This window comes from Parablautia sp. Marseille-Q6255, from assembly GCF_951230155.1.
Taxonomy (GTDB): domain Bacteria; phylum Bacillota; class Clostridia; order Lachnospirales; family Lachnospiraceae; genus Choladousia.
Genome location: NZ_CATNVD010000020.1, coordinates 1 through 26013 on the forward strand (window position 1 = coordinate 1; position 26013 = coordinate 26013).

General features: G+C 47.1%; 23 protein-coding genes and 2 pseudogenes. 18 read left to right on the forward strand and 7 right to left on the reverse strand.

Going from position 1 to position 26013, the window contains the following annotated elements; genetic code table 11:
* Positions 1-551: 551 nt before the first annotated feature.
* The 8 genes from QOX44_RS15110 to QOX44_RS15145 all read left to right on the forward strand — a co-directional run bounded on the left by QOX44_RS15110 (position 552) and on the right by QOX44_RS15145 (position 8324).
* Positions 552-1472: an aldo/keto reductase gene (locus tag QOX44_RS15110; RefSeq protein ID WP_283684319.1), complete on the forward strand. Its 921-nt coding sequence runs from the start codon at positions 552-554 to the stop codon at positions 1470-1472.
* 209 nt (positions 1473-1681) lie between these two features.
* Entirely contained in the window at positions 1682-2587 is a 906-nt protein-coding gene (gene nadA, locus QOX44_RS15115; protein ID WP_283684321.1) for a quinolinate synthase NadA, read from the forward strand.
* A gap of 8 nt (positions 2588-2595) precedes the next feature.
* Positions 2596-3894: an L-aspartate oxidase gene (locus QOX44_RS15120; protein WP_283684323.1), complete on the forward strand. Its 1299-nt coding sequence runs from the start codon at positions 2596-2598 to the stop codon at positions 3892-3894.
* Between the two features lie 41 nt (positions 3895-3935).
* Positions 3936-4790, forward strand: a complete 855-nt coding sequence (gene nadC, locus QOX44_RS15125) for a carboxylating nicotinate-nucleotide diphosphorylase (protein WP_283684325.1) — start codon at positions 3936-3938, stop codon at positions 4788-4790.
* A gap of 19 nt (positions 4791-4809) precedes the next feature.
* Positions 4810-5385 (forward strand): transcription repressor NadR, encoded by a 576-nt coding sequence (locus QOX44_RS15130; RefSeq protein ID WP_283684327.1) that lies wholly within the window; start codon positions 4810-4812, stop codon positions 5383-5385.
* 138 nt (positions 5386-5523) lie between these two features.
* Positions 5524-6471, forward strand: a complete 948-nt coding sequence (locus QOX44_RS15135; protein WP_283684329.1) for a MetQ/NlpA family ABC transporter substrate-binding protein — start codon at positions 5524-5526, stop codon at positions 6469-6471.
* Between the two features lie 190 nt (positions 6472-6661).
* Complete coding sequence (locus tag QOX44_RS15140; protein ID WP_283684331.1) at positions 6662-7672, forward strand: methionine ABC transporter ATP-binding protein; 1011 nt, start codon at positions 6662-6664, stop codon at positions 7670-7672.
* Entirely contained in the window at positions 7662-8324 is a 663-nt protein-coding gene (locus tag QOX44_RS15145) for a methionine ABC transporter permease (RefSeq protein ID WP_283684333.1), read from the forward strand. Before QOX44_RS15140 ends, QOX44_RS15145 begins: the two co-directional genes overlap by 11 nt.
* Positions 8325-8538: 214 nt before the next feature.
* Here the strand turns inward: QOX44_RS15145 and QOX44_RS15150 are convergent, their stop codons facing one another.
* A complete protein-coding gene (locus QOX44_RS15150) occupies positions 8539-9786 on the reverse strand; it encodes an IS110 family transposase (RefSeq protein WP_283680954.1) in 1248 nt (415 codons plus the stop codon).
* A 316-nt stretch (positions 9787-10102) separates the two neighbouring features.
* Between QOX44_RS15150 and QOX44_RS15155 the strand changes: the two genes are divergently transcribed.
* Positions 10103-10480, forward strand: a complete 378-nt coding sequence (locus QOX44_RS15155) for a RidA family protein (protein WP_283684334.1) — start codon at positions 10103-10105, stop codon at positions 10478-10480.
* A gap of 116 nt (positions 10481-10596) precedes the next feature.
* Here the strand turns inward: QOX44_RS15155 and QOX44_RS15160 are convergent.
* Positions 10597-11763 (reverse strand): annotated as a pseudogene (locus tag QOX44_RS15160) (ABC transporter ATP-binding protein); the annotation flags it as partial.
* Positions 11764-12088: 325 nt separating this feature from the next.
* Between QOX44_RS15160 and QOX44_RS15165 the strand changes: the two are divergent.
* Positions 12089-13336, forward strand: coding sequence for an IS110 family transposase (locus QOX44_RS15165; RefSeq protein WP_283680954.1), 1248 nt, complete (start codon positions 12089-12091; stop codon positions 13334-13336).
* Positions 13337-13430: 94 nt separating this feature from the next.
* Here the strand turns inward: QOX44_RS15165 and QOX44_RS15170 are convergent.
* The 3 genes and pseudogenes from QOX44_RS15170 to QOX44_RS15180 all read right to left on the reverse strand — a co-directional run.
* Positions 13431-14165: pseudogene (locus QOX44_RS15170) on the reverse strand (ABC transporter permease); the annotation flags it as partial.
* Positions 14165-15868 carry an ABC transporter ATP-binding protein gene (locus QOX44_RS15175; protein WP_283684424.1) on the reverse strand — a complete coding sequence of 568 codons (1704 nt, stop codon included), beginning with the start codon at positions 15866-15868 and terminating at the stop codon, positions 14165-14167. The gene QOX44_RS15175 and the pseudogene QOX44_RS15170, both read right to left, overlap by 1 nt.
* Before the next feature lie 51 nt (positions 15869-15919).
* Positions 15920-16198 carry a type II toxin-antitoxin system HicB family antitoxin gene (locus tag QOX44_RS15180; RefSeq protein WP_283684335.1) on the reverse strand — a complete coding sequence of 93 codons (279 nt, stop codon included), beginning with the start codon at positions 16196-16198 and terminating at the stop codon, positions 15920-15922.
* A 334-nt stretch (positions 16199-16532) separates the two neighbouring features.
* Here QOX44_RS15180 and QOX44_RS15185 point away from each other — a divergent pair, with 334 nt between their 5' ends.
* Positions 16533-17099, forward strand: a complete 567-nt coding sequence (locus tag QOX44_RS15185; RefSeq protein WP_283684336.1) for a hypothetical protein — start codon at positions 16533-16535, stop codon at positions 17097-17099.
* Between the two features lie 109 nt (positions 17100-17208).
* On the opposite strand, the gene QOX44_RS15190 is transcribed toward QOX44_RS15185, so the two are convergent.
* The gene (locus QOX44_RS15190; protein WP_283682197.1) at positions 17209-18420 is read right to left on the reverse strand and encodes an IS110 family transposase; all 1212 of its coding nucleotides are present in this window, start codon (positions 18418-18420) and stop codon (positions 17209-17211) included.
* A 228-nt stretch (positions 18421-18648) separates the two neighbouring features.
* On the opposite strand from QOX44_RS15190, the gene QOX44_RS15195 reads away from it, so the two are divergent.
* The 4 genes from QOX44_RS15195 (at position 18649) to QOX44_RS15210 (ending at position 22446) form a co-directional block, all read left to right on the forward strand.
* Positions 18649-19365 carry a LytR/AlgR family response regulator transcription factor gene (locus tag QOX44_RS15195; RefSeq protein WP_283684337.1) on the forward strand — a complete coding sequence of 239 codons (717 nt, stop codon included), beginning with the start codon at positions 18649-18651 and terminating at the stop codon, positions 19363-19365.
* Between the two features lie 76 nt (positions 19366-19441).
* Positions 19442-20305: a hypothetical protein gene (locus tag QOX44_RS15200; protein WP_283684339.1), complete on the forward strand. Its 864-nt coding sequence runs from the start codon at positions 19442-19444 to the stop codon at positions 20303-20305.
* Between the two features lie 63 nt (positions 20306-20368).
* A complete protein-coding gene (locus QOX44_RS15205; RefSeq protein ID WP_283684341.1) occupies positions 20369-20914 on the forward strand; it encodes an ATP-binding protein in 546 nt (181 codons plus the stop codon).
* 65 nt (positions 20915-20979) lie between these two features.
* Positions 20980-22446, forward strand: coding sequence for an ATP-binding protein (locus QOX44_RS15210; RefSeq protein ID WP_283684343.1), 1467 nt, complete (start codon positions 20980-20982; stop codon positions 22444-22446).
* A gap of 469 nt (positions 22447-22915) precedes the next feature.
* Here QOX44_RS15210 and QOX44_RS15215 read toward each other — a convergent pair whose 3' ends face one another.
* Positions 22916-23368 (reverse strand): MarR family transcriptional regulator, encoded by a 453-nt coding sequence (locus tag QOX44_RS15215; RefSeq protein WP_283684344.1) that lies wholly within the window; start codon positions 23366-23368, stop codon positions 22916-22918.
* A gap of 197 nt (positions 23369-23565) precedes the next feature.
* Here QOX44_RS15215 and QOX44_RS15220 point away from each other — a divergent pair, with 197 nt between their 5' ends.
* The 3 genes from QOX44_RS15220 to QOX44_RS15230 are packed head-to-tail and all read left to right on the forward strand — an operon-like array spanning position 23566 to position 25999.
* Entirely contained in the window at positions 23566-24063 is a 498-nt protein-coding gene (locus tag QOX44_RS15220; RefSeq protein WP_283684345.1) for a GNAT family N-acetyltransferase, read from the forward strand.
* 10 nt (positions 24064-24073) lie between these two features.
* Positions 24074-24502, forward strand: coding sequence for a C-GCAxxG-C-C family (seleno)protein (locus tag QOX44_RS15225; protein ID WP_283684346.1), 429 nt, complete (start codon positions 24074-24076; stop codon positions 24500-24502).
* A gap of 15 nt (positions 24503-24517) precedes the next feature.
* Positions 24518-25999, forward strand: a complete 1482-nt coding sequence (locus tag QOX44_RS15230; RefSeq protein WP_283684347.1) for an AAA family ATPase — start codon at positions 24518-24520, stop codon at positions 25997-25999.
* The last annotated feature ends 14 nt before the right edge of the window (positions 26000-26013 follow it).

The following is a 26013-nucleotide window of genomic DNA, read 5'->3' on the forward strand; positions in this document are numbered from 1 at the left end:
GGGGCTTCTATGATTTAGCCACAGCCTATCAGTCTCTGCACATCAACTATTGAAACCGCCGTGTACCGAACGGTACGCACGGTGGTGTGAGAGGACGGCGGCTAATCACCGCCTCCTACTCGATTTTCTAACTGTCAAAGATGGGATCTTATAACAATTGCAGATAAAATGCAAATGGTTATACGTGCATATCCAAAATGAAAAAACGTGCTGTTAATTGCAGCTTCCTGTGTTAAAATAAGCATAGCGTCAGTGGACAAGGGGCAACACGCCTCACGCCATGTAATTTCGCGTATTTTCTACGTTATCCTCAGTCGGCGTACGTCCAGTACGCCTCCATCGTCTGCCTTGAAAATAGGCGAAATTCCGATGGCTGAGGTCGGAGAATCAGAAATAGTTCGATTTGTGCCCCTGCAAGGCACTTGAACGACGCGTACTGGACGTACGCGGAGCGAAAGTAACGGCGCAGGAGCACAAATTCGGACATTTCTGACCGTGTTGTCCCCTGTTCACTGACGCTACGATTATTTCAGGGAAAGGTGGATGATGATATGAAATATGTAAATTGGGGCAGTACGGATAAGAAAGTGCCGGCAATTGCGTTGGGATGTATGCGGATGAGCGGGATTGCTTTTGAGGAGGCCGTGCAGATCGTGGAAAAAGCACTGGAACAGGAAGTGACTTTTTTTGACCATGCAGATATTTACGGGGGCGGAGCATGCGAGACGGTTTTCGGAAAGGTGATGCGGGAGATCGGATGTGATCGGGAAAAGCTGTTTATTCAGTCTAAGTGCGGGATTGTGCCGGGGGTTATGTACGATTTCTCGAAAGAGCACATTCTGGAAGCTGTGGATGGATCGCTCAAACGGCTTGGAGTGGACTATCTGGATGCGCTGCTTTTGCATCGTCCGGATACGCTTATGGAACCGGAAGAAGTAGCAGAAGCCTTTGATGAACTGGAACGCCGGGGGAAGGTGCGCTATTTTGGCGTATCTAATCAGACTCCGATGCAGATGGAGCTGATGAAAAAGTGTGTAAGACAGCCTCTGTGCGCTGATCAGGTGCAGTTTGGCCTCGCGCATGCAGGTATGATCCGCAGCGGGTTTGAGGCAAATATGATGACAGACGGAGCTGTGGACCGTGACGGTGGTATTCTGGATTACTGCCGTCTGCATGATATGACGGTGCAGGCATGGTCTCCGTTCCAGTACGGGATGTTCGAAGGCGTCTTTTTCAAAAGTGAAGCATATGCCAGGCTGAATAAAAAGCTGGATGAGATCGCTGCGGCATACGGTGTGACGAATACCACGATCGCAGTAGCATGGATCCTCCGGCATCCTGCAAATATACAGGTGCTGGCAGGTACTATGAATCCTTCCAGACTGGAGGAGATCTGTCAGGCAGCACAGCTGCGTCTTACAAAAGAAGAATGGTATGCGCTGTACCGGGCAGCAGGAAATATCCTGCCGTAAACAGGAGCTACAGGGGATTTTGCCAATGTCTCTCAGGATCGTTTTGTGTGTTTACAAGTACATGCTTGCAGCTGGACGGTAACAGTTTACAGTTTACAGTTATGTTCTCAACTGTCTTGTCACATGACAGAGTTAGTGCTATAATAGGAGCGTTACTATGCTGTTTATTGGTGAAGATGGTCTGAAATACGGATCAGATGGAGGGAGACATGTCGGTTACAGAAGAAATACGCCGTTTAAAAAAAGAAAAAAATGCAGTACTTCTGGCTCACTATTACGTGCCGGATGAAGTGCAGGAAATAGCGGATTTTATTGGGGATTCATATTATCTAAGTAAAAAGGCGGCGCAGACACAGGCGGATATCCTTGTGTTTTGCGGAGTACGGTTTATGGGGGAGAGCGCTGCCATACTCAATCCCGGAAAGAAGGTGCTGATGCCGGATCTGTCTGCGGATTGTGCCATGGCGCACATGGCAGAGGTGGAGCGGATAAAGGAGATGCGGGAGAGATACGAGGACCTGGCGGTTGTCTGCTATATTAATTCAACAGCAGAGATCAAGACATATTCTGATGTCTGTGTGACGTCCGCAAATGCAGTAAAGATCGTAAAGGCACTGCCAAACCGCAATATCTACTTTATCCCGGATGGGAATCTTGGCAGATATGTGGCAGAGCAGGTGCCGGAAAAGCATGTGCTGCTTGGCGGAGGCTACTGTCCGGTCCATGCGGCGTGGACGGCTGAGGATGCGGCGCGGGCAAAGGCAGAGTATCCAGGGGCCAAATTCCTGGTCCATCCAGAATGCACGAAGGAGCTTTTGGAGCAGGCGGATTACATAGGGAGTACGTCCGGGATCATAGAGTTTGCAGCCGGGGATGACAGCAGAGAGTATATTATCGGGACAGAAGAGGGCGTCCTGTATGAGCTTAAAAAGCAGAATCCGGACAAGGTGTTCTATACACTTAACGAAAGACAGATATGCGGGGATATGAAGCTTGTGACACTTGAGAAGATACAGGCAGTTCTGGAGCATGAGACAAATGAGATCACAGTGACGCAGGAGATGAGACAGCAGGCTCTGGCTCCTCTGAAAAGGATGCTGGAGCTGGCAAAATAGGGAGAGGTATGAAGACTGATATATTAATCGTAGGGAGCGGCTGCGCAGGACTGTACTGTGCACTGAACCTGCCAAAAGACAGGCAGATCACAGTGATCACGAAAGCAGATGCCAGGGGGAATGATTCGTTTCTGGCACAGGGCGGCATGTGCATGCTGAAGGATGAGGCTGATTATGCCAGCTTTTTTGAGGATACAATGAAGGCCGGACATTATGAAAATGACAGAGAGTCCGTAGACATTATGATCCGTTCTTCAAAGGATGTGGCAGAGGATCTGATGCGCTTTGGCGTGGAGTTTCAAAAGGATGAGAAGGGAGAGCTCCTTTTTACGAGAGAGGGAGCTCATTCGGCAAAGCGGATCCTGTTTCATGAGGATGTGACGGGGCAGGAGATCACGGGCACGCTGCTTGCCGAGGTGAGGCGGCAGCCGCATATCACACTTCTGGAGCACACGACAATGCTCGATCTGATCGAAGCAGATAATGTCTGCTATGGGGCAGTGCTGCTGATGGAGGATGGACAGATAGAAAAGGCAGAGGCAGACTATACGGTGATGGCTACCGGAGGGATCGGCGGTCTGTACAGGCACTCGACGAATTTCCGGCACCTCACAGGAGATGCACTGGCAGTTGCCCTGCGCCACGGACTGGAATTAAAAGATATTTCCTATGTGCAGATCCATCCTACCACACTGTACTCGGAGGAGGAGAGAAGCTTTCTGATCTCTGAGTCAGTCAGAGGAGAGGGCGCTGTTCTGCGCGATAAAAATGGCGAGCGGTTTGTAAATGAGCTTTTGCCAAGAGATCTTCTGACAAAAGCGATCCTGGAGCAGATGAAAAAGGACGGCACAGAATTTGTCTGGGAGGATCTGCGGCCGATCCCGGAGGAAGAGCTGAAACGGCATTTCCCGAACATTGTTGAACATTGCAGGGAAAAGGGGTATGATGTAACGAAGGAGTGTATCCCGGTGGTGCCGGCGCAGCATTATTTTATGGGTGGCGTGAAAGTCAACCATCAGAGCAGGACTTCCATGGAGCAGCTGTACGCAGTAGGAGAGACTGCGTGCAATGGGGTACACGGGAGAAACCGGCTTGCGAGCAATTCCCTTCTGGAAAGCCTGGTATTTGCCAGACGGGCAGCGCAGGATATTGCCGGACAGCAGGAACCGGCAAAAAAGAAGGAGGAGCTGATCGCACAGCTTGATCTGGAGCCGTACCGTGACATCGAGCGGCTCTGCGAAGAATATCACCGCATGGTAAAGGAAGAAATTGAGGCGGCGACAAAGGCTGCAGAACAGGCAGTGTGACAGATCAGATAAAACAGTCAGAAGAAAAGGAGAACAAAAATATGTACGATCAGGTAACATTAAAATTAAATGTAGATCCATTGATCTTAAGTGCATTGAAGGAAGATATTACGAGTGAAGATGTGTCGACCAACAGCATTATGAGAAAGCCGCAGGCCGGGGAGGTAGATCTGATCTGCAAGCAGGACGGCATCATCTGCGGGCTGCAGGTATTTGAGCGCGTATTTACACTTCTGGATGAGAATACAAAGGTAGAGTGCTTCGCAGAGGACGGTGATGAGGTAGAGTGCGGTCAGCTTTTGGCAAAGGTGCGCGGCGACATCCGCACGCTGCTGTGCGCAGAGCGGACGGCGCTCAACTACCTGCAGCGGATGAGCGGGATCGCGACGTATACACATTCTGTGGCAGAGCTGCTTCGCGGCACAAAGACAAAGCTTCTGGACACCAGAAAGACGACGCCGAACAACCGGATCTTTGAAAAATACTCCGTTCGTATCGGCGGGGGAAATAATCACAGATACAACCTCTCAGACGGAGTTTTGCTCAAGGATAATCACATCGGAGCGGCCGGCAGCGTTGAGAAAGCGGTCAGAATGGCAAAGGAGTACGCGCCGTTCGTGCGCAAGATCGAGGTAGAGGTGGAGACACTTGACATGGTAAAGGAAGCAGTCGCAGCGGGAGCAGATATTATCATGCTCGACAACATGAGCCATGAGCAGCTGAAGGAAGCGATCACGTATATTGACGGCCGGGCGGAGGTAGAGGTTTCCGGAAACGTGACAAAGGAAAATATCGCGCGGCTTACCGATCTTGGCGTAGATTATATATCAAGCGGCGCGCTGACTCATTCTGCACCGATCATGGATATTTCTCTGAAAAATCTTCACGCAGTGTGAGAAAGGCAGACGGACAGCGATGAGTGGACAGGAAAGAAGAGAAGAGATTCTCACGATATTAAAAAACAGCGCGAAGCCGGTCTCCGGGCTGGCGCTGGCAAAGCGACTGGATGTCAGCCGGCAGGTGATCGTGCAGGACGTGGCTCTTTTGCGCGCCAATGGGGAAGAGATCGTATCTACAAACCGTGGCTATGTCGCTTCCGCTGAAAGGCGCTGCAGCAGAGTATTTAAGGTCATCCACACGGATGACCAGGTAGAGGAGGAGCTGGATCTGTACGTTGACTTTGGCGGAAGAGTCGAGGACGTATTTGTATTTCATAAGGTACACGGCGTGATCCGGGTCAACATGAACATCCGTTCCAGAGTGGATGTCAGACAGTATATGCAGGATATTTCTACCGGAAAATCCACACAGCTGATGAAGCTGACCTCCAATTATCATTATCATACGATCTCGGCAGAGCGGGAAGAGATCCTGGATATGATCCAGGAGGAACTCCAGAAGAGAGGCTTTCTTGCAAAGCTGCAGGATTATGAACCGGTAGATTTCTGGAAACAGAAGACGGAGCAGGACGATCTGCCGGAAAATATCTGACCAGATTTTGAACCGGATTTTGGACAGTGTTTTGATTGCATTTTTATACAACAGGTGGTATGATAGCACCATGTTTCGTCCGCCGGTTTTTTAACCGTATACAGGACGGCAGATCATCACAAGAAAGAAGGAGATATTATGAAAAAGACAATCGCTACATTACTGACATTTGCATTTGCAGCTTCTGCGACAGCGGGTCTTTGCGTATCCGCCGAGGAGGACAAGACGATCACAGTTGCAGCGTCACCGACACCGCATGCAGAGATTCTTGAGGCAGCAGCGCCGCTGCTTGAGGAGAAGGGCTGGACGCTTGAGGTGGAGGAGTTTGATGACTATATTCTCCCGAACGAAGTAGTAGAGAGCGGTGAGATGGATGCGAATTATTTCCAGCATATCCCGTATCTGGACAGCTTCAACGAGGAGAAAGGGACCCATTTGGTGAATGCAGGCGGTATTCACTATGAGCCGTTCGGCATTTATCCGGGGACGAAATCAGACCTTTCTGAGCTGGAAGAGGGCGATGAGATCGCCGTACCGAACGATACGACAAATGAGGCCAGAGCGCTTCTGCTGCTGCAGGACAATGGCATCATCACACTGGAAGAGGGCGTTGGCCTGATGGCAACAAAAAATGATATCGTAGACAATCCTTACGGTATTGAGATCCTGGAGCTCGAGGCAGCACAGGTTCCGCGTGTTGCAGAAGAGGTGGCTTTTGCCGTTATGAATGGAAATTATGCGCTGAATGCAGGATTTTCTGTGGCAAATGATTCCATCGCATACGAGGCGGCAGATTCTGAGGCAGCCAAAACCTACGTGAATGTGATCGCAGTCAAAGAAGGAAATGAGGACAGCGAAGCGATCAGAGCGCTCGTAGAGGTGCTGAAGTCCCAGGAGATACAGGACTTTATCAACGAGACATACGATGGAGCAGTTATTCCGTTCGTAGAGTCCGCTGATGCCGAGGCAGAAACGGAAGGTGCCCAGACAGAGGCAGCAGAAACTGAGGCACAGACAGAGGCAGCAGAGGCAGCAGAAACTGAGGCTCAGACAGAGGCAGCAGAAACTGAAACAGCAGCAGAGTAATTTTTGTAAAAAGCGCAGATATATCTCCTTTAGGTGGATTGGTTGATTCGTTTTCCGGCGATTCTATTTACCATAACCTTGAGGAGATATTTTATTTTCGCTTATGCAGATCTGAACGATCGGCTCTTGCAACAACTCTCATTTTACGATATACTCAAAAAAGCTGATGAAAAAGGTCAGGGGGAAGATTATGGAACCAATTATAAGAGTCGAACATCTAAGTAAAGAGTTTGGAACAAAGGGCGGAGGCGTGCACGCGCTAAATGACGTCAGCCTTACGATTGATAAAGGAGATATTTACGGGATCATCGGAATGTCCGGTGCAGGCAAGAGTACGTTTGTGCGCTGTCTGAACCTGCTGGAGCGTCCGACATCAGGAAAGGTATACGTGGATGGCAAGGATCTCGTGTCGCTTTCTGAGAAGGAGCTGCGCCGGGAGCGGATGAATATCGGCATGATATTTCAGCATTTCAATCTGCTTATGCAGCGCAGTGTCATTGACAATGTCTGCTTTCCGCTGGAGATCGCAGGAGTGAAGAAAAAAGAGGCGCATGAGAAGGCCATGGAGTATCTGAGGATCGTCGGGCTGGAGGAAAAGGCAAAGTCATATCCGTCGCAGCTCTCCGGAGGGCAGAAGCAGAGAGTAGCGATCGCGAGGGTACTGGCGTCTGATCCAAAGATCCTTTTGTGTGACGAGGCGACAAGCGCACTTGATCCGCAGACGACAAAAGCGATCCTGCAGCTGCTAAAGGAGATCAATCAGAAATACGGGATCACGATCGTGGTGATCACGCACGAGATGGCGGTCGTGCAGGAGATCTGCAGTCATGTGGCGATCATTGATCATGGCAGACTGGCAGAGAACGGCACTGTCGAAGATATTTTCAATGCTCCAAAATCAAAAGAGGCGAAGCGGCTGATCTATCAGGGATATGAAAAGGTCGCTGAGATGAAGGGAAAACGATGTGTACGCATCGTATTTTCTGAGAATTCATCGTTCGAGCCGGTCATCGGCAATATGGTGCTCGCGTTCAAGATGCCGGTCAATATCCTGTACGCGAATACGCGCGATCTGGACGGTGTGGCAAAGGGCGAGATGATCCTTCAGCTTCCAGAGGATGAGCTGCTGGGAAACAAGATGATCGCTTACTTAAAGAGCGCAAAGCTGGGAGTGGAGGAGCTGAGAGATTATGTTGGATGAGAAAGTAATACAGATGATTATTGAGGGGATCGGACAGACGCTGTACATGACGATCGTGCCGACTCTTCTCGGTTATGTGCTGGGGATGCCGCTCGGTATCCTGCTGACAGTGACGGATAAGGACGGTATCCGTCCGAATGCGGTAGTATACAAGATCATAGATTTTGTGTCAAATATTTTCCGGAGTATTCCGTTTTTGATCCTGCTGATCCTGCTGATCCCGCTCACAAGAGCGATCGTGGGAAAGAGCTACGGATCGAATGCGATGATCGTCTCCCTGACGATCGCGGCGGCTCCGTACATTGCACGTATGGTCGAGTCCTCCTTAAAGGAAGTCGATCACGGGGTGATCGAGGCGGCGCAGAGTATGGGAGCAAGTACCTGGACGATTGTGACAAAGGTACTTCTGACAGAGGCGCGTACCTCTCTGATCGTAAATGCAACGATCGTAACGGCAACGATCCTTGGTTATTCTGCAATGGCAGGTACAGTAGGAGCAGACGGACTCGGTGCGATTGCTGTGCGGTACGGCTATAATCGCTATCAGCCGGATATTATGATCGTAACGGTAGTCGTACTTGTGCTTCTCGTACAGATCATGCAGGCGATCGGCATGATGCTCTCGAGGAAGTTTGACCGGAGACGTTCGTAGCGCAGCAGGCTGCAAGGGCCTGGCGAAGCGCACAATGAAGAGGAAAAGAAACGCAGAGCAGGAAAAAACATAAGATAAAAGATCAATCATCTAAGAAGAAAAGAGGGAATAAGATTGAAAATGAGAAGTAGAGGGTATCCATTCCCTTAAGTACACGACAAATAAGCCATCTTTCGGTGGCTGCTTTAAAAATTGAATATTAGAAATGTTAAGGTTATGCAGTTGCTGACTTGATTTTATAACCTTGATTCCTTGCTATGATGATTGCCTGCTCTACTGTAATCTCACGGTCCGCAGGCGGTAGGTCGGATTTTTGGTAAAGTTCTGCATTATAGTTTTCCCCGTTCTTCAACATGTGGTATAATGCGGTAAGAAGCATTCTTGCTATTGCAAGGATTGCTTTCTTGTGACCGCGACGCTTTCTGATACGGAGATAACGGTTACGCATTTCAGGATGCTTAGTGCTTTTTACGACAGCGTTTGCGCACTGTACTAAAAGCGGTTTGATGTAGCATCCGGCCTTGGACACCCGGACAGATTTTTTCTTCCCTGCACTTTCATTGTTGGTTGGTGTAAGCCCAGCCCATGAGCACAAGTGTTTCGCCGAAGGAAAAGCCTCCATATTGGTACCGATTTCGGAAATGATTCCGATGGCAGTGAAAGTACTGCTGATACCAGGAGCGGTTTGAAGAATGGAAAGTTCCTGCTGATAGGGAGCGGCGAGCGCAAGAATGAGTTCTTCAAGCTCTGCTTTCCGGGATTCAAGGTTTTCATAATGAGCTTTGATTACTTTGAGTTTGCCAGCCTGTTCCGGAGTGATATAGCCATCAATGGCATTGCGAAGCTCGGGAAGTTTTTTCTTCAGGCTTCTGAAAACAAGAGGTTCAAGGTCAAAGGAAGTATTTGCGGGATTTTCCAAAAGTTTATCCAGTATCGCCTGAGCAGATTTGCCGAAGGTGTCCGAAACAACGTTTCCCAACTGGATATTGGAAACCGTGAGACAGTTCTGCAAACGATTCTTTTCGCTTGATTTGAAGCAGGTTAGTTTGAAACGGTAACGCATTAGGTCGCGAAGCTGGCGAATGTCAGCAGGTGGCATAAAGCTTCCGGCAACAAGGTCATGCTTAAACAGGTCAGCAATCCATTTGGCATCTTTTTTGTCAGTTTTCTTTCCACGGATAGCCTTAACATATTTAGGATGAGCAAGGACAATCGAACAATCCGATTCCAAGATGTTATAAACAGGGATCCAGTATTTACCGGTAGATTCCATACAGACATCCTTGCAATTGCGATCGAGTAACCACTGTAACAAAGTTTTCAGACCGCTCGTGTAGGTCGAAAACCGGCGGCTCTCGTAAGAAGTGACACCTTTATCGTTAGTAGAAGCGATACAGGCAACTACAAAAGTCTTGTGGACATCAATGCCACAGCAGATTTTGTACACGATTTTTAAAGCCATAGGGACTCCTTTCAGAACCAGAAGGTTCACTAAAGATTATAGGGAGAGACGGCATTGACTGAACGCCTAAGCCATAAACGAGAATGTTTATACAAAGATAAGATTACGTGCTTGAAATCACACTTATTTGTGCTTGAAAAGGCGGACTACACATATAAACATACGGTCATCCGGCAAGCCGGACAGCCCACTCACCTCCCCGTGATTTGTAGTATACCGAGTTCCCTATAAGAAGAATTATAAAGAAAAAATAAGCTCAGGAAAACATTTTCATAACGTTTTGTGCCTGAGCGAAGCGAAAGGAATGGATATAAACATGAAAAAAGAAGTAATCGCAACAACAAAGGCGCCGGGCGCGGTAGGACCGTACGTGCAGGCTGCAAAGGCAGGAGAGATGGTGTACTGTTCCGGTCAGCTTGGGCTTGACCCGGAGACAGGAAAGCTTGAGGACGGTGTAGAAGCGCAGGCGCACCGTTCCATGAAGAATCTCGGCGCGGTTCTGGAGAAAGCGGGAAGTGACTACGGCAGGATCGTAAAGACAACGATCTTCCTTGCCGATATGGATGACTTTGCAAAGGTAAATGAGGTGTACAAGTCCTACTTTGACGGAGATTATCCGGCACGTTCCTGTGTGCAGGTAGCGAAGCTTCCGCTTGGCGGACTGGTAGAGATCGAGTGTATTGCCTGCGTATAAAGAAAGCGTGCGGCGGCAGAGCAATACATAAGCAAATAGAAAGTGATACAGCAACAGGCTGTGAGGATCTTAAGTCCAGGATCCTGCACAGCCTGTTGTTTTGCTTTGTGGAAATACTATGATGCGATCGCATTTCCGGTATAGAGCTGATAATACCTTCCTTTTTCTTCGAGCAGCTGCTCATGTGTGCCGCGCTCGATGATGCGTCCCTGCTCCAGTACCATAATACAGTCGGAATTGCGGATCGTAGAGAGCCGGTGTGCGATCACGAATGTGGTACGCCCGGTCATCAGCCGGTCCATGCCCTCCTGTACGATGCGCTCGGTACGTGTGTCGATCGAGCTGGTCGCCTCGTCAAGGATCAGTACAGGTGGATCTGCGATAGCGGCACGCGCGATCGCGAGAAGTTGTCGCTGTCCCTGACTTAAATTGGCGCCGTCACCGGTAAGCATGGTATCGTAGCCCTGCGGCAGCCGGCGGATGAAGCCGTCTGCATTCGCCAGTCTGGCTGCAGCTACGATCTCTTCATCTGAGGCGTCAAGCTTGCCGAAACGGATATTTTCCCGTACCGTTCCGGTAAACAGGTGCGTATCCTGAAGCACGATGCCCAGTGAGCGGCGCAGATCCGCCTTTTTGATCTTATTGATATTGATGCCGTCGTAGCGGATCTTTCCGTCCTGGATATCATAAAAACGGTTGATCAGATTTGTGATCGTGGTCTTGCCTGCTCCGGTAGAGCCGACAAAGGCGATTTTCTGTCCCGGTGTTGCATATAACCTGACGTCATGCAGCACGATCTTGTCGTCACTGTAGCCAAAATCTACTCCGTCAAATACGACGTCGCCTTTTAATTCCTTGTAGTCGACAGAACCGTCTGCCTGATGAGTGTGCTTCCATGCCCAGCGTCCGGTGCGCTCTCTGCTCTCGGTGAGCGCGCCGTCCTGCTCTCTTGCATTGACGAGCGTGACATAGCCATGATCAGCTTCCGGCTCCTCGTCCATCAGCCGGAAGATACGATCCGCCCCGGCCAGAGCCATGACGATCGCATTGAACTGCTGGCTGACCTGATTGATCGGCATGTTAAAGCTTTTATTGAAGGTCAGAAAGCTTGCAAGACCGCCCAGCGTGAAGCCGCCGATCCCATTGAGCGCAAGCACACCGCCTACGATCGCGCAGACAACATAGCTGATATTGCCAAGCTGCGCATTGATCGGACCGAGGAGGTTCGCAAACGTATTTGCCCGGTCTGCGCTCTGACAGAGCTGATCGTTGAGCTGCCGGAATTTTTCCATGTTTATATCCATTCCTTTCGCTTCGCTCAGGCACAAAACGTTATGAAAATGTTTTCCTGAGCTTATTTTTTCTTTATAATTCTTCTTATAGGGAACTCGGTATACTACAAATCACGGGGAGGTGAGTGGGCTGTCCGGCTTGCCGGATGACCGTATGTTTATATGTGTAGTCCGCCTTTTCAAGCACAAATAAGTGTGATTTCAAGCACGTAATCTTATCTTTGTATAAACATTCTCGTTTATGGCTTAGGCGTTCAGTCAATGCCGTCTCTCCCTATAATCTTTAGTGAACCTTCTGGTTCTGAAAGGAGTCCCTATGGCTTTAAAAATCGTGTACAAAATCTGCTGTGGCATTGATGTCCACAAGACTTTTGTAGTTGCCTGTATCGCTTCTACTAACGATAAAGGTGTCACTTCTTACGAGAGCCGCCGGTTTTCGACCTACACGAGCGGTCTGAAAACTTTGTTACAGTGGTTACTCGATCGCAATTGCAAGGATGTCTGTATGGAATCTACCGGTAAATACTGGATCCCTGTTTATAACATCTTGGAATCGGATTGTTCGATTGTCCTTGCTCATCCTAAATATGTTAAGGCTATCCGTGGAAAGAAAACTGACAAAAAAGATGCCAAATGGATTGCTGACCTGTTTAAGCATGACCTTGTTGCCGGAAGCTTTATGCCACCTGCTGACATTCGCCAGCTTCGCGACCTAATGCGTTACCGTTTCAAACTAACCTGCTTCAAATCAAGCGAAAAGAATCGTTTGCAGAACTGTCTCACGGTTTCCAATATCCAGTTGGGAAACGTTGTTTCGGACACCTTCGGCAAATCTGCTCAGGCGATACTGGATAAACTTTTGGAAAATCCCGCAAATACTTCCTTTGACCTTGAACCTCTTGTTTTCAGAAGCCTGAAGAAAAAACTTCCCGAGCTTCGCAATGCCATTGATGGCTATATCACTCCGGAACAGGCTGGCAAACTCAAAGTAATCAAAGCTCATTATGAAAACCTTGAATCCCGGAAAGCAGAGCTTGAAGAACTCATTCTTGCGCTCGCCGCTCCCTATCAGCAGGAACTTTCCATTCTTCAAACCGCTCCTGGTATCAGCAGTACTTTCACTGCCATCGGAATCATTTCCGAAATCGGTACCAATATGGAGGCTTTTCCTTCGGCGAAACACTTGTGCTCATGGGCTGGGCTTACACCAACCAACAATGAAAGTGCAGGGAAGAAAAAATCTGTCCGGGTGTCCAAGGCCGGATGCTACATCAAACCGCTTTTAGTACAGTGCGCAAACGCTGTCGTAAAAAGCACTAAGCATCCTGAAATGCGTAACCGTTATCTCCGTATCAGAAAGCGTCGCGGTCACAAGAAAGCAATCCTTGCAATAGCAAGAATGCTTCTTACCGCATTATACCACATGTTGAAGAACGGGGAAAACTATAATGCAGAACTTTACCAAAAATCCGACCTACCGCCTGCGGACCGTGAGATTACAGTAGAGCAGGCAATCATCATAGCAAGGAATCAAGGTTATAAAATCAAGTCAGCAACTGCATAACCTTAACATTTCTAATATTCAATTTTTAAAGCAGCCACCGAAAGATGGCTTATTTGTCGTGTACTTAAGGGAATGGATACCCTCTACTTCTCATTTTCAATCTTTCTTCTTCGTGACAGAAGACTTTTACGACCTTCTGACCCTGCATCATCTCTTCGATGTAGCCATTGACAGCGCCGAGATTTCTTTGCTGCTCCATAAAATATCTGCCGCTGCGCCCGGTTGCCTGCTTCGTACAAAAAAGCATGATACTGACCATCACGAGCGTGACAAGCGTCAGCGGGATGTTCAGGATCAGCATACTGACAAAGACGCTTACGATCATAAAGGCGCTGTTGATGATCTGCGGGATGCTCTGGCTGATCATCTGACGCAGGGTATCAATGTCATTCGTATATACAGACATGATATCGCCGTGCGCATGTGTATCAAAATACCGGATAGGCAGCTTTTCCATGTGCGCAAACAGATCGGTGCGCAGATCGTGCAGCACTCCCTGCGTGACAACGACCATGATCCGGTTGTAAATATAAACAGAACATACACCTGCGGCATAAAAGCAGGCGACACGTGCGATCGCCTGTGCCAGAGGCGTAAAATTCGGCGTATCACTGAGCAGGAACGGTGTGATATAATCATCGATCAGATTTTTGGTGAACATCGTTCCCTGCACATTGGCAAGTACGCCTGCAAGGATCAGCAAAACGACAACGATACAGTGCACCTTGTAATCGCGAAAGATATAGCGCATCAGGCGCATCAGGAGCTTTCCGGGGTGCTCCACCTGTGATTTTATACCGCGCGGTACGCGGTTGATCGGACCTGCCATTACAATTCACCTGCCTTTTCATCAAAATCGCCGCCGCCTTTTATCTGTGATTCATAGATCTCACAGTAGATAGCGTTCGTCTGCAGCAGCTCTTCATGTGTGCCAAAGCCATCAATCTGTCCATTCTCCATGACGATGATGCGGTCTGCATCCTGTACGCTGGAGATACGTTGAGAGATGATCAGCTTTGTCGTATCTGGTATGCCCTCGCGGAAGGCACGCCGAATATTTGCGTCAGTAGCCGTGTCTACGGCGCTCGTACTGTCATCGAGGATCAGGATCTTTGGCTTTTTCAGGAGCGCGCGGGCAATACAAAGCCGCTGCTTCTGACCGCCGGAAACATTGCTTCCGCCCTGCTCGATATATGTATCATATCCGTCCGGGAAGGACTGGATAAAGTTGTCCGCGCAGGCAAGACGGCATGCCCTGCGGCACTCCTCGTCTGTAGCGTCTTTATTGCCCCAACGCAGATTTTCATAGATCGTACCGGAAAAGAGGACATTGCTCTGCAGCACAACAGACACCTGATTGCGCAGCACCTCCATGTCATATTCCCTGACATTTCTGCCGCCCACGATCACCTCTCCGGCGGTCGCGTCATACAGACGGCTGATCAGAGAGATCAGACTGGTCTTGGCGCTTCCCGTGCCGCCGATGATACCGATCGTCTCGCCGGAGTGGATCGTCAGACAGATATCCTTTAGTACCGGTTCGCGGCTGTCCGGCTGATACGAAAAGTCTACATGCTGAAAACGGATGCTTCCGTCAGGCACCTGCATGACCGGATGTTCCGGGTTTGTCAGGTCGCTTTCTTCATTTAAGACTTCGCTGATACGCTCCATGCTCGCGGTGCTCATCGAGAGCATGACAAATACCATAGAGAGCATCATCAGGCTCATCAGGATATTCATACAGTAGGCCAGAAGACTCATCAGCTCTCCGGTCGTAAGCGTGGTGGAGACGATCATCTTCGCTCCGATCCAGCTGATCAGCAGGATGCAGGTATAGACAGTCGTCTGCATCAGAGGCGCATTCATCACAAGCTTATTCTCCGCCTTTTTGAAAATACGGAAAATATTTTCGCTCGTCTGACGGAATTTATCTGTCTCATAATCCTCCCGCACGTATGCCTTGACCACACGTATGGCAGAGACATTTTCCTGCACGGAGGCATTCATTGCGTCATACTTTGGAAAAGCCATACGGAAATACCGGGTTGCATTCGTCAGGATAAAGAACAGGATCACGCCGAGGATGATGACTGCTGCCAGATAGATGCTCGCCAGCTTCCGGTTGATCGTAAATGCCATAATAAGAGCGCAGATCATACTGGCAGGAGCGCGCATCATCATACGCAGCATCATCTGGTAAGCATTCTGGATATTCGTGACATCTGTGGTCAGACGCGTGATCAGTCCGGCTGTGCTGAACTTGTCAATGTTGGAAAAAGAAAATGTCTGGATATGCTCAAACATGCTCGCGCGCAGGTTTTTGGCGAGTCCGGTGGAGGCTTTTGCTCCGAACCGTCCGCCCGCCATGCCTGCGAGAAGGCCGATGGAAGCGGCCACGATCATCAGCCCTCCGGTCCGGTAGATGTGGCTGATGTTGCCGGTATTGACTCCATTATCGATAATGGACGCCATCAGAAACGGGATCAGCGTCTCCATCATGACTTCCAGTATCATAAAAAAAGGAGTCGCGATGGAGGCGCGGCGTTATTCTTTGACCTCTTTAAAAATAGTGCGGAACATAGACTACTCCTCCCAGCCGTCTGTGAAACGCACATTGACACAAATATTGCGGACCACCTCGCCCTCGCCCAGATCGAGGTCATGGATATCTGTGATCGGCGGGAGCTGCGCACCTTCTTCAGAAAGCTCCAGATAGATCCAGTCATACGCAGCTTCGTTGGCTTTTTCTACCGCGTCCTCAAGCGTCTCACCCTCTGCCTGGCAGCAGGCAAGATCAGGGAACGTACCCTGAAACGTACCCTTTTCAGTTTTTTTGAAAATTGCAGGGTATATGAATTTCATAATGTAACTCCTCCTTTTTTGCGTTTTTCACGCATTATTATATGCTTTTTTAAAAAAAGGTGCAATCTTCATTAAAAAATAATTTGTGGAAAGGGACAGTTTTTAGACATTAAAGGACACCAGGAAAAAACAGGCAGATACAGTGCTATAGTCATAATGGTAAAAGAATATGGGACGATAATGGAGGTGATCCTGTTGCGTGTATCAGATAAAGAAATGTAAGAAGCGATTTAAGAAAGTCTTCACTTATTTTTCGGAATGATTTCCTTATTTTTGAAGAAAGGAAGCGTAGAATGAAATTATCAAAAAACACCAGAAAAGGAAGGGAATGGAAATGAAGAGAAGGTTGGCTATGAGATGGATCGCCGCAGGTGCGGCGGGAATGACAGTTCTGTCAGGTATGGCAATGAACACATTTGCAGACGTCCCGGAGGACATATGGGAGTATGCGCAGTATGAGGATGAGGAGGACAATATCATCTACGACTTCAAGGAAGTCGAGGTAGCGGTTCCGCAGGAGTGGAAGGGCAAATATGAGTTTGAGACATCTGAGATGTCAGACGGCACAGGCTCGTCGGTGACATTTTATCATACGGCATCGCGCGAAGCACGTGAAAAGGAACTGGGTTATGAAAACGCGGGAGGTGTTCTGTTTAACTTATGCTACAGTGAGACGTATGATTTTCTGGATGTGCTGCCGAATTATCAGATCATCGGAAGCGGAGAGAGCGGCGTGTATTATCTGATGTTCCCGACCGATGTGCAGGGGTACTTAGATGGCGGTAAAATCTGGGCAGAGTGGGGGACACTTGCAGATGATAATGAATGGATCACAGAGAATGCCAGAATGATTTCTTCTGGAGAGGGGATTGTAGATATGGATAAAGTAGCCTGCAAATAAAAAGTCAAGGCTAAATTGCTGAAAATTGATAATTTTATACAGGTTGAAAAAATGGGTATCACAATAAGACCACCACATCAGTGCTGGTCTGAAAGAAAGCGTTGTGGGATTATTCGGACTCTGGAAGTGACGAAAGATATTCTTTCACCCGACCATAGTAGATCCGTAAAAATTTATTAGCTCCGGCGGTCATGTAGACGTAATAAGGTTTACCTTGTGCTCGTTTTTTATCAAGGAACTTATAAACTGGATCATCCTGAGGCATGGTTTTGATTAAAACATCCATTACCTGAAAAAGTGTCTTGCGGAGGTCTGCGGAACCTCGTTTGGAGGTTGGAACACTCTTTTGTTCATAAGAGCCGGATTCATTTACACCAGGGTCTACACCGGCGAAAGCTGTAATTGCGCCTTTGTGAGTGAAACGGGAAACATCGCCGATCTCAGCCATGAGTTGAGGACCAAGTGATGGACCTACGCCCTTCATTTGCATGACGATGGGATATTCGGGCAGCTTAGAGGCTGTTTCATTCATAAGAGTGCGAAGTTCTTCTACAGTTGCCGAGGCATTATTGAGTTGGTCAACCGCTTGCTTAATGATAAGTTTGGTTATTTCATCCTTTGGAAGTACAGGAACAAGCTCCTTTGCTTTTCCATAGATTTCCTCAGCTTTGGATTGGCTGAAGTTGTACTTCTTTCTTTTGCACCACTTTTGATAGTGGTCTACGAAGGCTTTTAGAGACATTTTACGAACACAGTCCACATGCCAGTAAGTAGATGCAAAATCAACCCATTTCTGGCTGCCGTCACTACGTGCAGGACTGTCAAAGTAGGTATTGACGCCAGGATAGGTCTGATCAAGGATGCCGATGAGGTTATTCTTCATAGCCGTCTTGTGTTTCATATAAAAGCCGAACTGACGGTTCATGGTTTTGAGCTGATTGCGTAATTCATCCATAACACTATACTGTTTGAGATTTTGCCACTTGTCAAGTGCATATCGGGCGATTTTGACGGCGTCAGCTTTGTCAGATTTGACTTTGCGAAGGGAATCATTATCAAAATCCTTGATAAGTTTTGGGTTAATGGCGCTGACGAAAAGATTTGTCTGGGAAAGCTGATGGGCAAGGACTTCATAATAACGTCCGGTGTGCTCCATCACGATGCGGGATTCACCTTCAATGGAGTTGATGAGTTCTATAAGTGAATTAATATCACTGGCTGTGTGTTTGATCTCGAAAGGCGTAGCAACAATTTCGCCAAAAGGGCGCATAATAGCAACCATGCTTTTACCTTTAGAAACATCGATACCTACTGCGTTCATAAATTTGTCACTCCTTAAAAATTGATCATGCAATGGATAAATACCAGTTTTACTCATTGCCTATTCAATCTACTGTGGTGTGACACGAATGCGCCTAAGGCGATTCAACCTGCATAAAACGAACGCTGCGAATGAGGAGCTGGTTATCAGTCTACTTAACGGACGCGAAGTCCAAGAAAGGAAGCCGACATACCGATTGCTCCATCATTATACAGCTTAAGCAACAAGATGGATAATTCCTTACTGGCTGTAAGGGATATTAACCATATTTATATTGTAGTAGAGAAAGAAGAAAAAATTACCAAACAATATTTCACACATAAGCAGGTACCATGTCAGATCGAGACGTTTCAGAGCGTAGAATGGTTTGTCTACGGGCTGGACGAGGAAGTCTTTGATCTGTACATTCTTGATGTGGAAATGCCGAAGAAAAATGGAATGGATGTAGCGAGGGAAATACGGAAGCGGTATCCTGATCCGGTCATTATTTTCGTGACGAATTATGTAGACTATGCAGTGGATGCATACGAGGTAAATACATATCGTTATATTCCGAAAAGCATGCTGGAGCAGAAGCTTTTGAGCGCGTATGATACACTGCTTCCGGAGCTCCTCGCAAAAGAAGAAAGGTATTATGTCATAGAGAAACATACAGATATAGAAAAAATCAGCTATGACAGTATTATCTATATGCGAAAGGAGGGAAAATATGTAATCTTCTATCACAGTAAAGGAGAGAGCTCGGTCAGAAAGCCGATGTCTGTTGTGTTAGAAGAACTGAATGCAAAAGAAATTCTGATGATTGATAAAGGATATGCAGTAAATATCAAGCATATCATGGGGCTGAAAAATCATGAGGTATATATGCGGGATGGAACAATTCTTCCGGTCGGAGGAATAAAGGTTTCTCAGGTGAGCCAGGCGATCGCTGATTATTGGAAATAGGAAATGCTGCAGCAGGCAGATAAAACAATAAAGTGTGCAAGTAAACCAGATGATTGCCAGGGAGTTGGGAAGAGTTATGGATAAAATCATTTTAAGTACAATTGCTAATATGTTAGAAACGAGCGTCGGAATATGGATATTTGGAAGGGTGTTTTCAAGGCGAGAACGATACGGTATTCCACAGCGGATTGCGGGATGGATATGGTATTCATTAATGTCGTTCGTTATTGGCTGGAATTTTCTGGGGAGTCAATCTGTTTTTATTAAAATAGCAGGATATTTGGCCCCAGTGCTTTTGTATTTTTTGTGTAGACTATTTACTGCCCGGAAAGCGGGGATACAGATTTGGGAACATAGTTTCTTACTTGTCTTGTTCGCCTTGATGACCGGACTGCTGGCATGGAATTCCCAATTTGGCTATATATCAAATTTATTGACAATACTAGGAGGTGTTTTTACTCCATTTTGTCTGTTTGTATTATATCAGTGTAAAGGCATACAAGCGTATTTATGGGGATTTTTTTATCTTTCTAGTATAGGGATTTTTAAAGCAATTTATTTTGTTTATGAAAGTCAGACAAAAAATTTAGAGTGGGTGAGAGATTCAAAATTGTGTACCTACGGGAGCATATTTTATGAATACGCAATAGTGCTTTTCATTATTTTACTTGTCTATTTTGGAAAGACAGATGAATTGCTTAAACGTTTGTTTCACCAATATAAGAAAATAATTTTCTTTATTGCAGCCGGATTTGTCTGCGCTACAAGTTTTATGATGTATCTTGCTGAATACGGATTTACTACGCGAGAGGCGGCGTTAGTACTTGGAATATTGATCTGTCTTGTACTTTCTTTACTGTTTGTTATTGCCGGAAATTTTTTGAAAGCAGAGCAGACAGAGAAAAGACTGCTGGAAGTAAGAAATACTGCGGTAGAATAGCAATATCAAGAATTACAAAAAGCTTACGAACAAAACAGGCGTTTTGTACATGATCAGAAGCATATGATACAGTATTTGGAGGAATGTCTAAGCAGGGGAGAAGTACAAAAAGCAGAGTCGTTTTTAACACAGTATAAAGATGGAGCAGCACAATCTGCTCCCAGGACATGGACAGGAATTTCTACGCTTGATTTCATACTGAATATCAAAAGCAGGGCTATGAAACAATCGGGAATTACTTTTGATTTAAAGGCTGAATTGGATGAGATTATGATGGACGAATCTGATTTTGTAGTTCTGATGGGTAATTTATTTGATAATGCAATAGAGGCAGCCAGAAAATGTGCATTGGAAGAAAGAAGGATAGCTTTATCAGTTCGAACTGCCAATCGGATGCTTTTGATTCAAATGGAAAATACTAGTAAAGAGATGCCTGGTAAAAAACAAGGACGTTTTATAACTACAAAGCAGAATGCAGATCAACATGGGTGGGGAATCGAGAGTATGAAGTACATTGTACAGAAATATGGAGGAGATATTTCCTTCCGTTATGATGAGTCAAAGTTTTGCGCTGATATTATAATAAACGCCAGAGAAGCATCAAATTAGGTAATTGATAAATGTTTTGGTGGTGCTGCAGATCAACCAGATGATCGCCAGGGGGGGGAAGAGTTATGGATAAAGTGATTTTGGCTTTGAATACAATCGCAAGTTTTCTCGAAACTGGAATCGGGATATGGATATTCAGCAAAGTATTCCCCAAGAGAGAACGATATGGTATACAGCACCAGATTACAATATATGTGTGGTATTTTTTGACTGTGATATTTTTTTATTTTAATTTTGTCAAAAGTGCATGGACAGTGGTATATGTTGTGGGATGTGTGATTCTTCTGGCAGGACACATCGTGCATAAAAGATTCAGAAAAGGAAAAGGTGAAAACACGATTCTCTTTCTTTGCCTGACGGCTGTGATGTTTTGTTTGCTGGCAAGAAATTCGTGGTATGGATATCTGGCAAATGGTATGGATTTGCTGGGTGGGGTTCTTCCGCCATTGCTTCTTTTTGCAGTATATCAGTGTAGTTTTTTACAGGCATATTTGTGGGAATTTTTTTATCTCTCAAGTACAGGGTTATTGAAACTGATGTATTTTATATATGCCAGCCAAACACAGGGAATAGTCTGGTATAACCATATGAAACTGAATACATATGAGAGCATTGGTTATAAGTTCCTGATAATTGTATTTGTTCTTGTACTGATACGATTTTTTCCAATGGAATATTTGGTTGAACGCTTATTGACTGTATATAAAAAGTGGATGCTTTTAATAACAGGAATGATTTGGGGTTTTACTTATTACATGACAATGCTTGGAAAAGATCAGTTCAATATCAGTGAAATGACAGTTATGCTGGTGGCTACGATTTGCTTACTTATAAGTCTGCTGCTGGCGATTTCTAAAGCTTTTATTAAAGCAGAAAAGGCAGAAAAAAATTTATATGAGGTAAGGAATACAGCGGTAGAACAGCAGTATAAAGAATTACGCAGAGCCTATGAACAGAATCGCCGGTTTGTCCATGACCAAAAGCATATGGTGCAGTATTTGGAAGAATGTCTAAGCAGGGGAGAAGTACAAAAAGCAGAATCGTTTTTGTCCCAGTATAAGGATGGTACGACTCAATCTGCTCCCAAAACATGGACAGGGCTACCTACACTTGATTTCATACTGAATATCAAAAGCAGAGCCATGGAACAGGCTGGAATTACTTTTGAGTTAAAAGCTGGGCTGGATGAAATTATGATGGATGAGGCTGATTTTGTGGTTCTGATGGGTAATTTATTTGATAATGCAATAGAAGCAGCCAGAAAATGTGCATTAGATAATAGGAAAATCTTTTTATCACTTCAAACTGTTAATCAGATGTTTTTGATTCGGATGGAAAATACTAGCATAGAGATGCCAAAGAGAAAACAAGAGCATTTTATGACTACAAAGCAGAATGAAGAGCAGCACGGGTGGGGAATCGAAAGTATGAAGTACATTGTACAGAAATATGAAGGAGATATTGCCTTTCATTATGATGAGTCAAAGTTTTGCACTGATATTATAATAAACGCCAGGGAAGCAACAAATTAGGTAATTGATAAATGTTTTGATGTTTCTATTTGCATACCAGATGTTTCCGGAGGACAGCAGGGGTGAGCATCTCGTTTTAAAACCGGAGAGAGAAATGTCATCGAAACGTGGCATTTCTGGAGGGTATAAAAGAGAAGTGTAAACAAATCGTGGCATTACGAAGTCGAAAACGAATAAAAAGCAACGAAACGTGGCATACCAGAGGCAGGTGAGAGGAGAAAAAGCAACGAAATGTTGCACTTCTGAGGCGGTTCAGAAAAGATATGCAACAAACTGTTGCATATGAATGAAAAATACAAAAGGAATGTCAACGAAACGTGGCATATGCAAGGCGAAAGAAGAAGAAAAGCAACAAAACGTGTCAAAACAGAAGGGTACGCAGGAAAACTGAAAAAGTACGGACGCATGTGGTCCGTACTTTTTTCGTGATCTTTCCAGATTTTTCTGTCGGGCAGCTCCAGGAAAAAGGCTAGGAAGAATGCCCTGTGATTTCATCGGCAGTATCCCCGATGATGGTAAACAACCGGATAATATCGTCTGCTTTGTTCAGGCCGATCTTGGACATGAACTGTTCAACCAGCATCAGCGCTTTTTCGTGCATATTCTGGTACAGAGGGGATGTATGGTTGATGAATACGTAGACCTGTCGTTTGTCCAGCGAAGAACGTTCGCGAAAGATCAGCCCTTTGTCCTCCATACTCTGCAGCGTACGGTTCATCTGCGACTTTAACATTTTGGTCGCGCGGCACAGATCTGTCGCTGTCAGGGGAGCGTCCGGGCAATGGAGCTGATTGCGGTACAGCAGGTGGCAGATCACTGCCTCGTTGAGCGGCATATCAGAGACAAGCCGGTTGTTGCTGACACTCATGGACAGGTACAGCCATGCGTTTAATACTTCTTCTATTTTTTGATTCTGATCCATAGGGCTCCTTTTTTGTGGTGCACAAGTTATGATTGCTACTACTTATAATAATAACTGGCAGGAAGACAGTCAATCGTGATTTTGGACAAAAACCGCTTTTTTCTGTCAAAAGAAGATGATATAATAAATCCTGTCGAGCGGGGACAGGCGCAGCCTGTTCATCGGGAGAGGCAAATGATGAGTTTGAGGTGACGGATATGGACATTACGATACGTCCGGCAAGGGCAGATGAGGCCGGAATGCTGGCGGCGATCGAGGCGGAATGCTTTCCGGCAGCAGAGGCGGCTTCTGGTGAAGAGATCGCCAGGCGGCTGCGGACCTTTCCGGAAAATTTTCTGGTAGCGGAGGCAGATGGCGTGCCGGCAGGATTTATCAATGGAGGGACGACAGATCGCCCGTATCTGCCGGATGCGCTTTACCATGATACCAGTCTGCACTGCCCGGATGGAGCATGGCAGACGGTATTTGGGCTGAATGTACTGCCGCAGTATCGCAGGCGTGGGATCGCTGCGCGTCTGGTGGAGGATTTTCTGGCGCTTGCCTGCAAAAGAGGGAAGCTAGGGGTGATCCTTACCTGCAAGGAGCATATGATCCCCTATTATGAGCGCTGTGGATTTGTGCGGTATGGCGTGGCAGATTCGTCTCATGGAGGGGCAAAGTGGTACGATATGAGAAAGGTTTTCAGAAAAGAGTGAGGAGTACTGTATGTTAAAGGATATCGCGAAAAAGTATTATGAGATGGATTATAACTGCGCAGAGTCGATCGTACATGCCGGGAATGAATACTACAGACTGGGTCTGAGTGAGCATGATATGAGAATGACAGCGGCCTTTGGCGGTGGTCTTCAGGTGGGAGATGTGTGCGGGGCGCTTACAGGGGCTGCCTGTGTGGTTTCAGCAAAATACGTTACAGACAGGGCGCATGAGCAGAAGGAAGAGCTGAAGGCAGTGATGATGAGGCTTGTAAAGGCGTTTCAGACAGAGCTTGGAGCCAGGCTCTGTGCAAAGATCAAGGCGGAGCATTTTGACCGGGAGGTGAGGTGCCTGAACACAGTTATGACTGCGGCACAGGTCCTGGAGGATGTTATACGCAGCTTTGATGAGGAGCAGGAAAGAGACAGTAAAAATAAATGATGAGGAGTATCTGATATGCCGGTATTTGATTTTAATGGCAGCCCGGATAAAAACGAAGAGCCGGTCTGCACTTATACAGTTTTTCGCTCGGATGAGTCCGGACCTTGTGCGGAGCGTCCGATCCTTGTGCTGGATAACAGGCAGAGGCTGTGGGATCATTATTCCTGCGGTGTTTTTACGAATCCGGCCAAACGCACGGCATTTGAATTTGCACAGGAGGGGGAGACGCTGCGCGCGGATATAAAAAAGCTGGATGCGCGTTTTGTCAGCCTGCTGCGCTGGCTGGGCGGGCATCGTATCCCGGTGCGTCTCTCCGGGGAAAATACGCAGGAAGGATATGCGGTTTACCGCATCCGTGAGACGGCGTTTGGCAGAGGGACAAAGCTTTCCGCGGAGGACGGCTTTTTGCAGTTTATGATTGAGCGGCTCCTGGCAAGCAGCGCTCCTCCGGAAGAGGCAGAGGATGAAGACCAGGAAGAGGCCGGAGATGAGATGAAGCTTACGAGTATCCAGAGCATTTCGGACTTTATGACATGTGCCGGACGGACACTTCCGGATAATATACGGCTGTGGGCGCGCCGCAATCTTGCTGTGACGCGGTCAAATGAGGTCTCGGCGGAGGAACGCCGCCATGCACAGCGCGCGCTTTCTATTATGATGAATATCCAGTGGAAGAACAATTATTTTGAGTCTATCGATCCGGTGGAGGCGCGGCGGATCCTGGATGAGGAGCTTTATGGCATGGAACGTGTGAAGCAGCGTATTATGGAGACGATCATCCAGATCAACAGGACGCACACGCTCCCGGCATACGGGCTTTTGCTGGTCGGTCCGGCGGGGACCGGAAAGTCGCAGATCGCGTATGCGGTGGCGCGTATTCTGAAGCTTCCGTGGACGACTCTGGATATGAGCTCCATCAATGATCCGGAGCAGCTTACTGGAAGCTCCCGTGTGTATGCAAATGCAAAGCCGGGTATCATCATGGAGGCATTTTCCGTATCAGGAGAATCGAACCTCGTTTTTATCATTAATGAGCTCGATAAAGCTTCGGCGGGGAAGGGAAACGGAAATCCTGCGGATGTTCTGCTGACCCTCCTTGATAATCTGGGATTTACGGATAATTATATGGAGTGCATGATCCCCACGGTGGGGGTCTATCCGATCGCAACGGCCAATGATAAGGAACATATCAGTGCTCCTTTGATGTCCCGTTTTGCAGTCATTGATATTCCGGATTATACGCCGGAAGAAAAGAAGATCATTTTTTCAGATTATGTCATGCCCAAGGTACTGCGGCGCATGAGCTTAAAGGCGGAAGAATGTATTGTGACGCCGGATGCGGCGGAGGCAGTAGTTGCCCGGTTTGCAGGTACGACAGGGATCCGCAGCCTGGAGCAGGCGGCAGAGCATCTGGCAGCCAACGCGCTGTATCAGATCGAGGCGGAGCATGCGGGATCCGTCGTGTTTGACGCGCAGGCAGCAGAGCGGCTGCTGTAGCGGCGCAGTGCGCA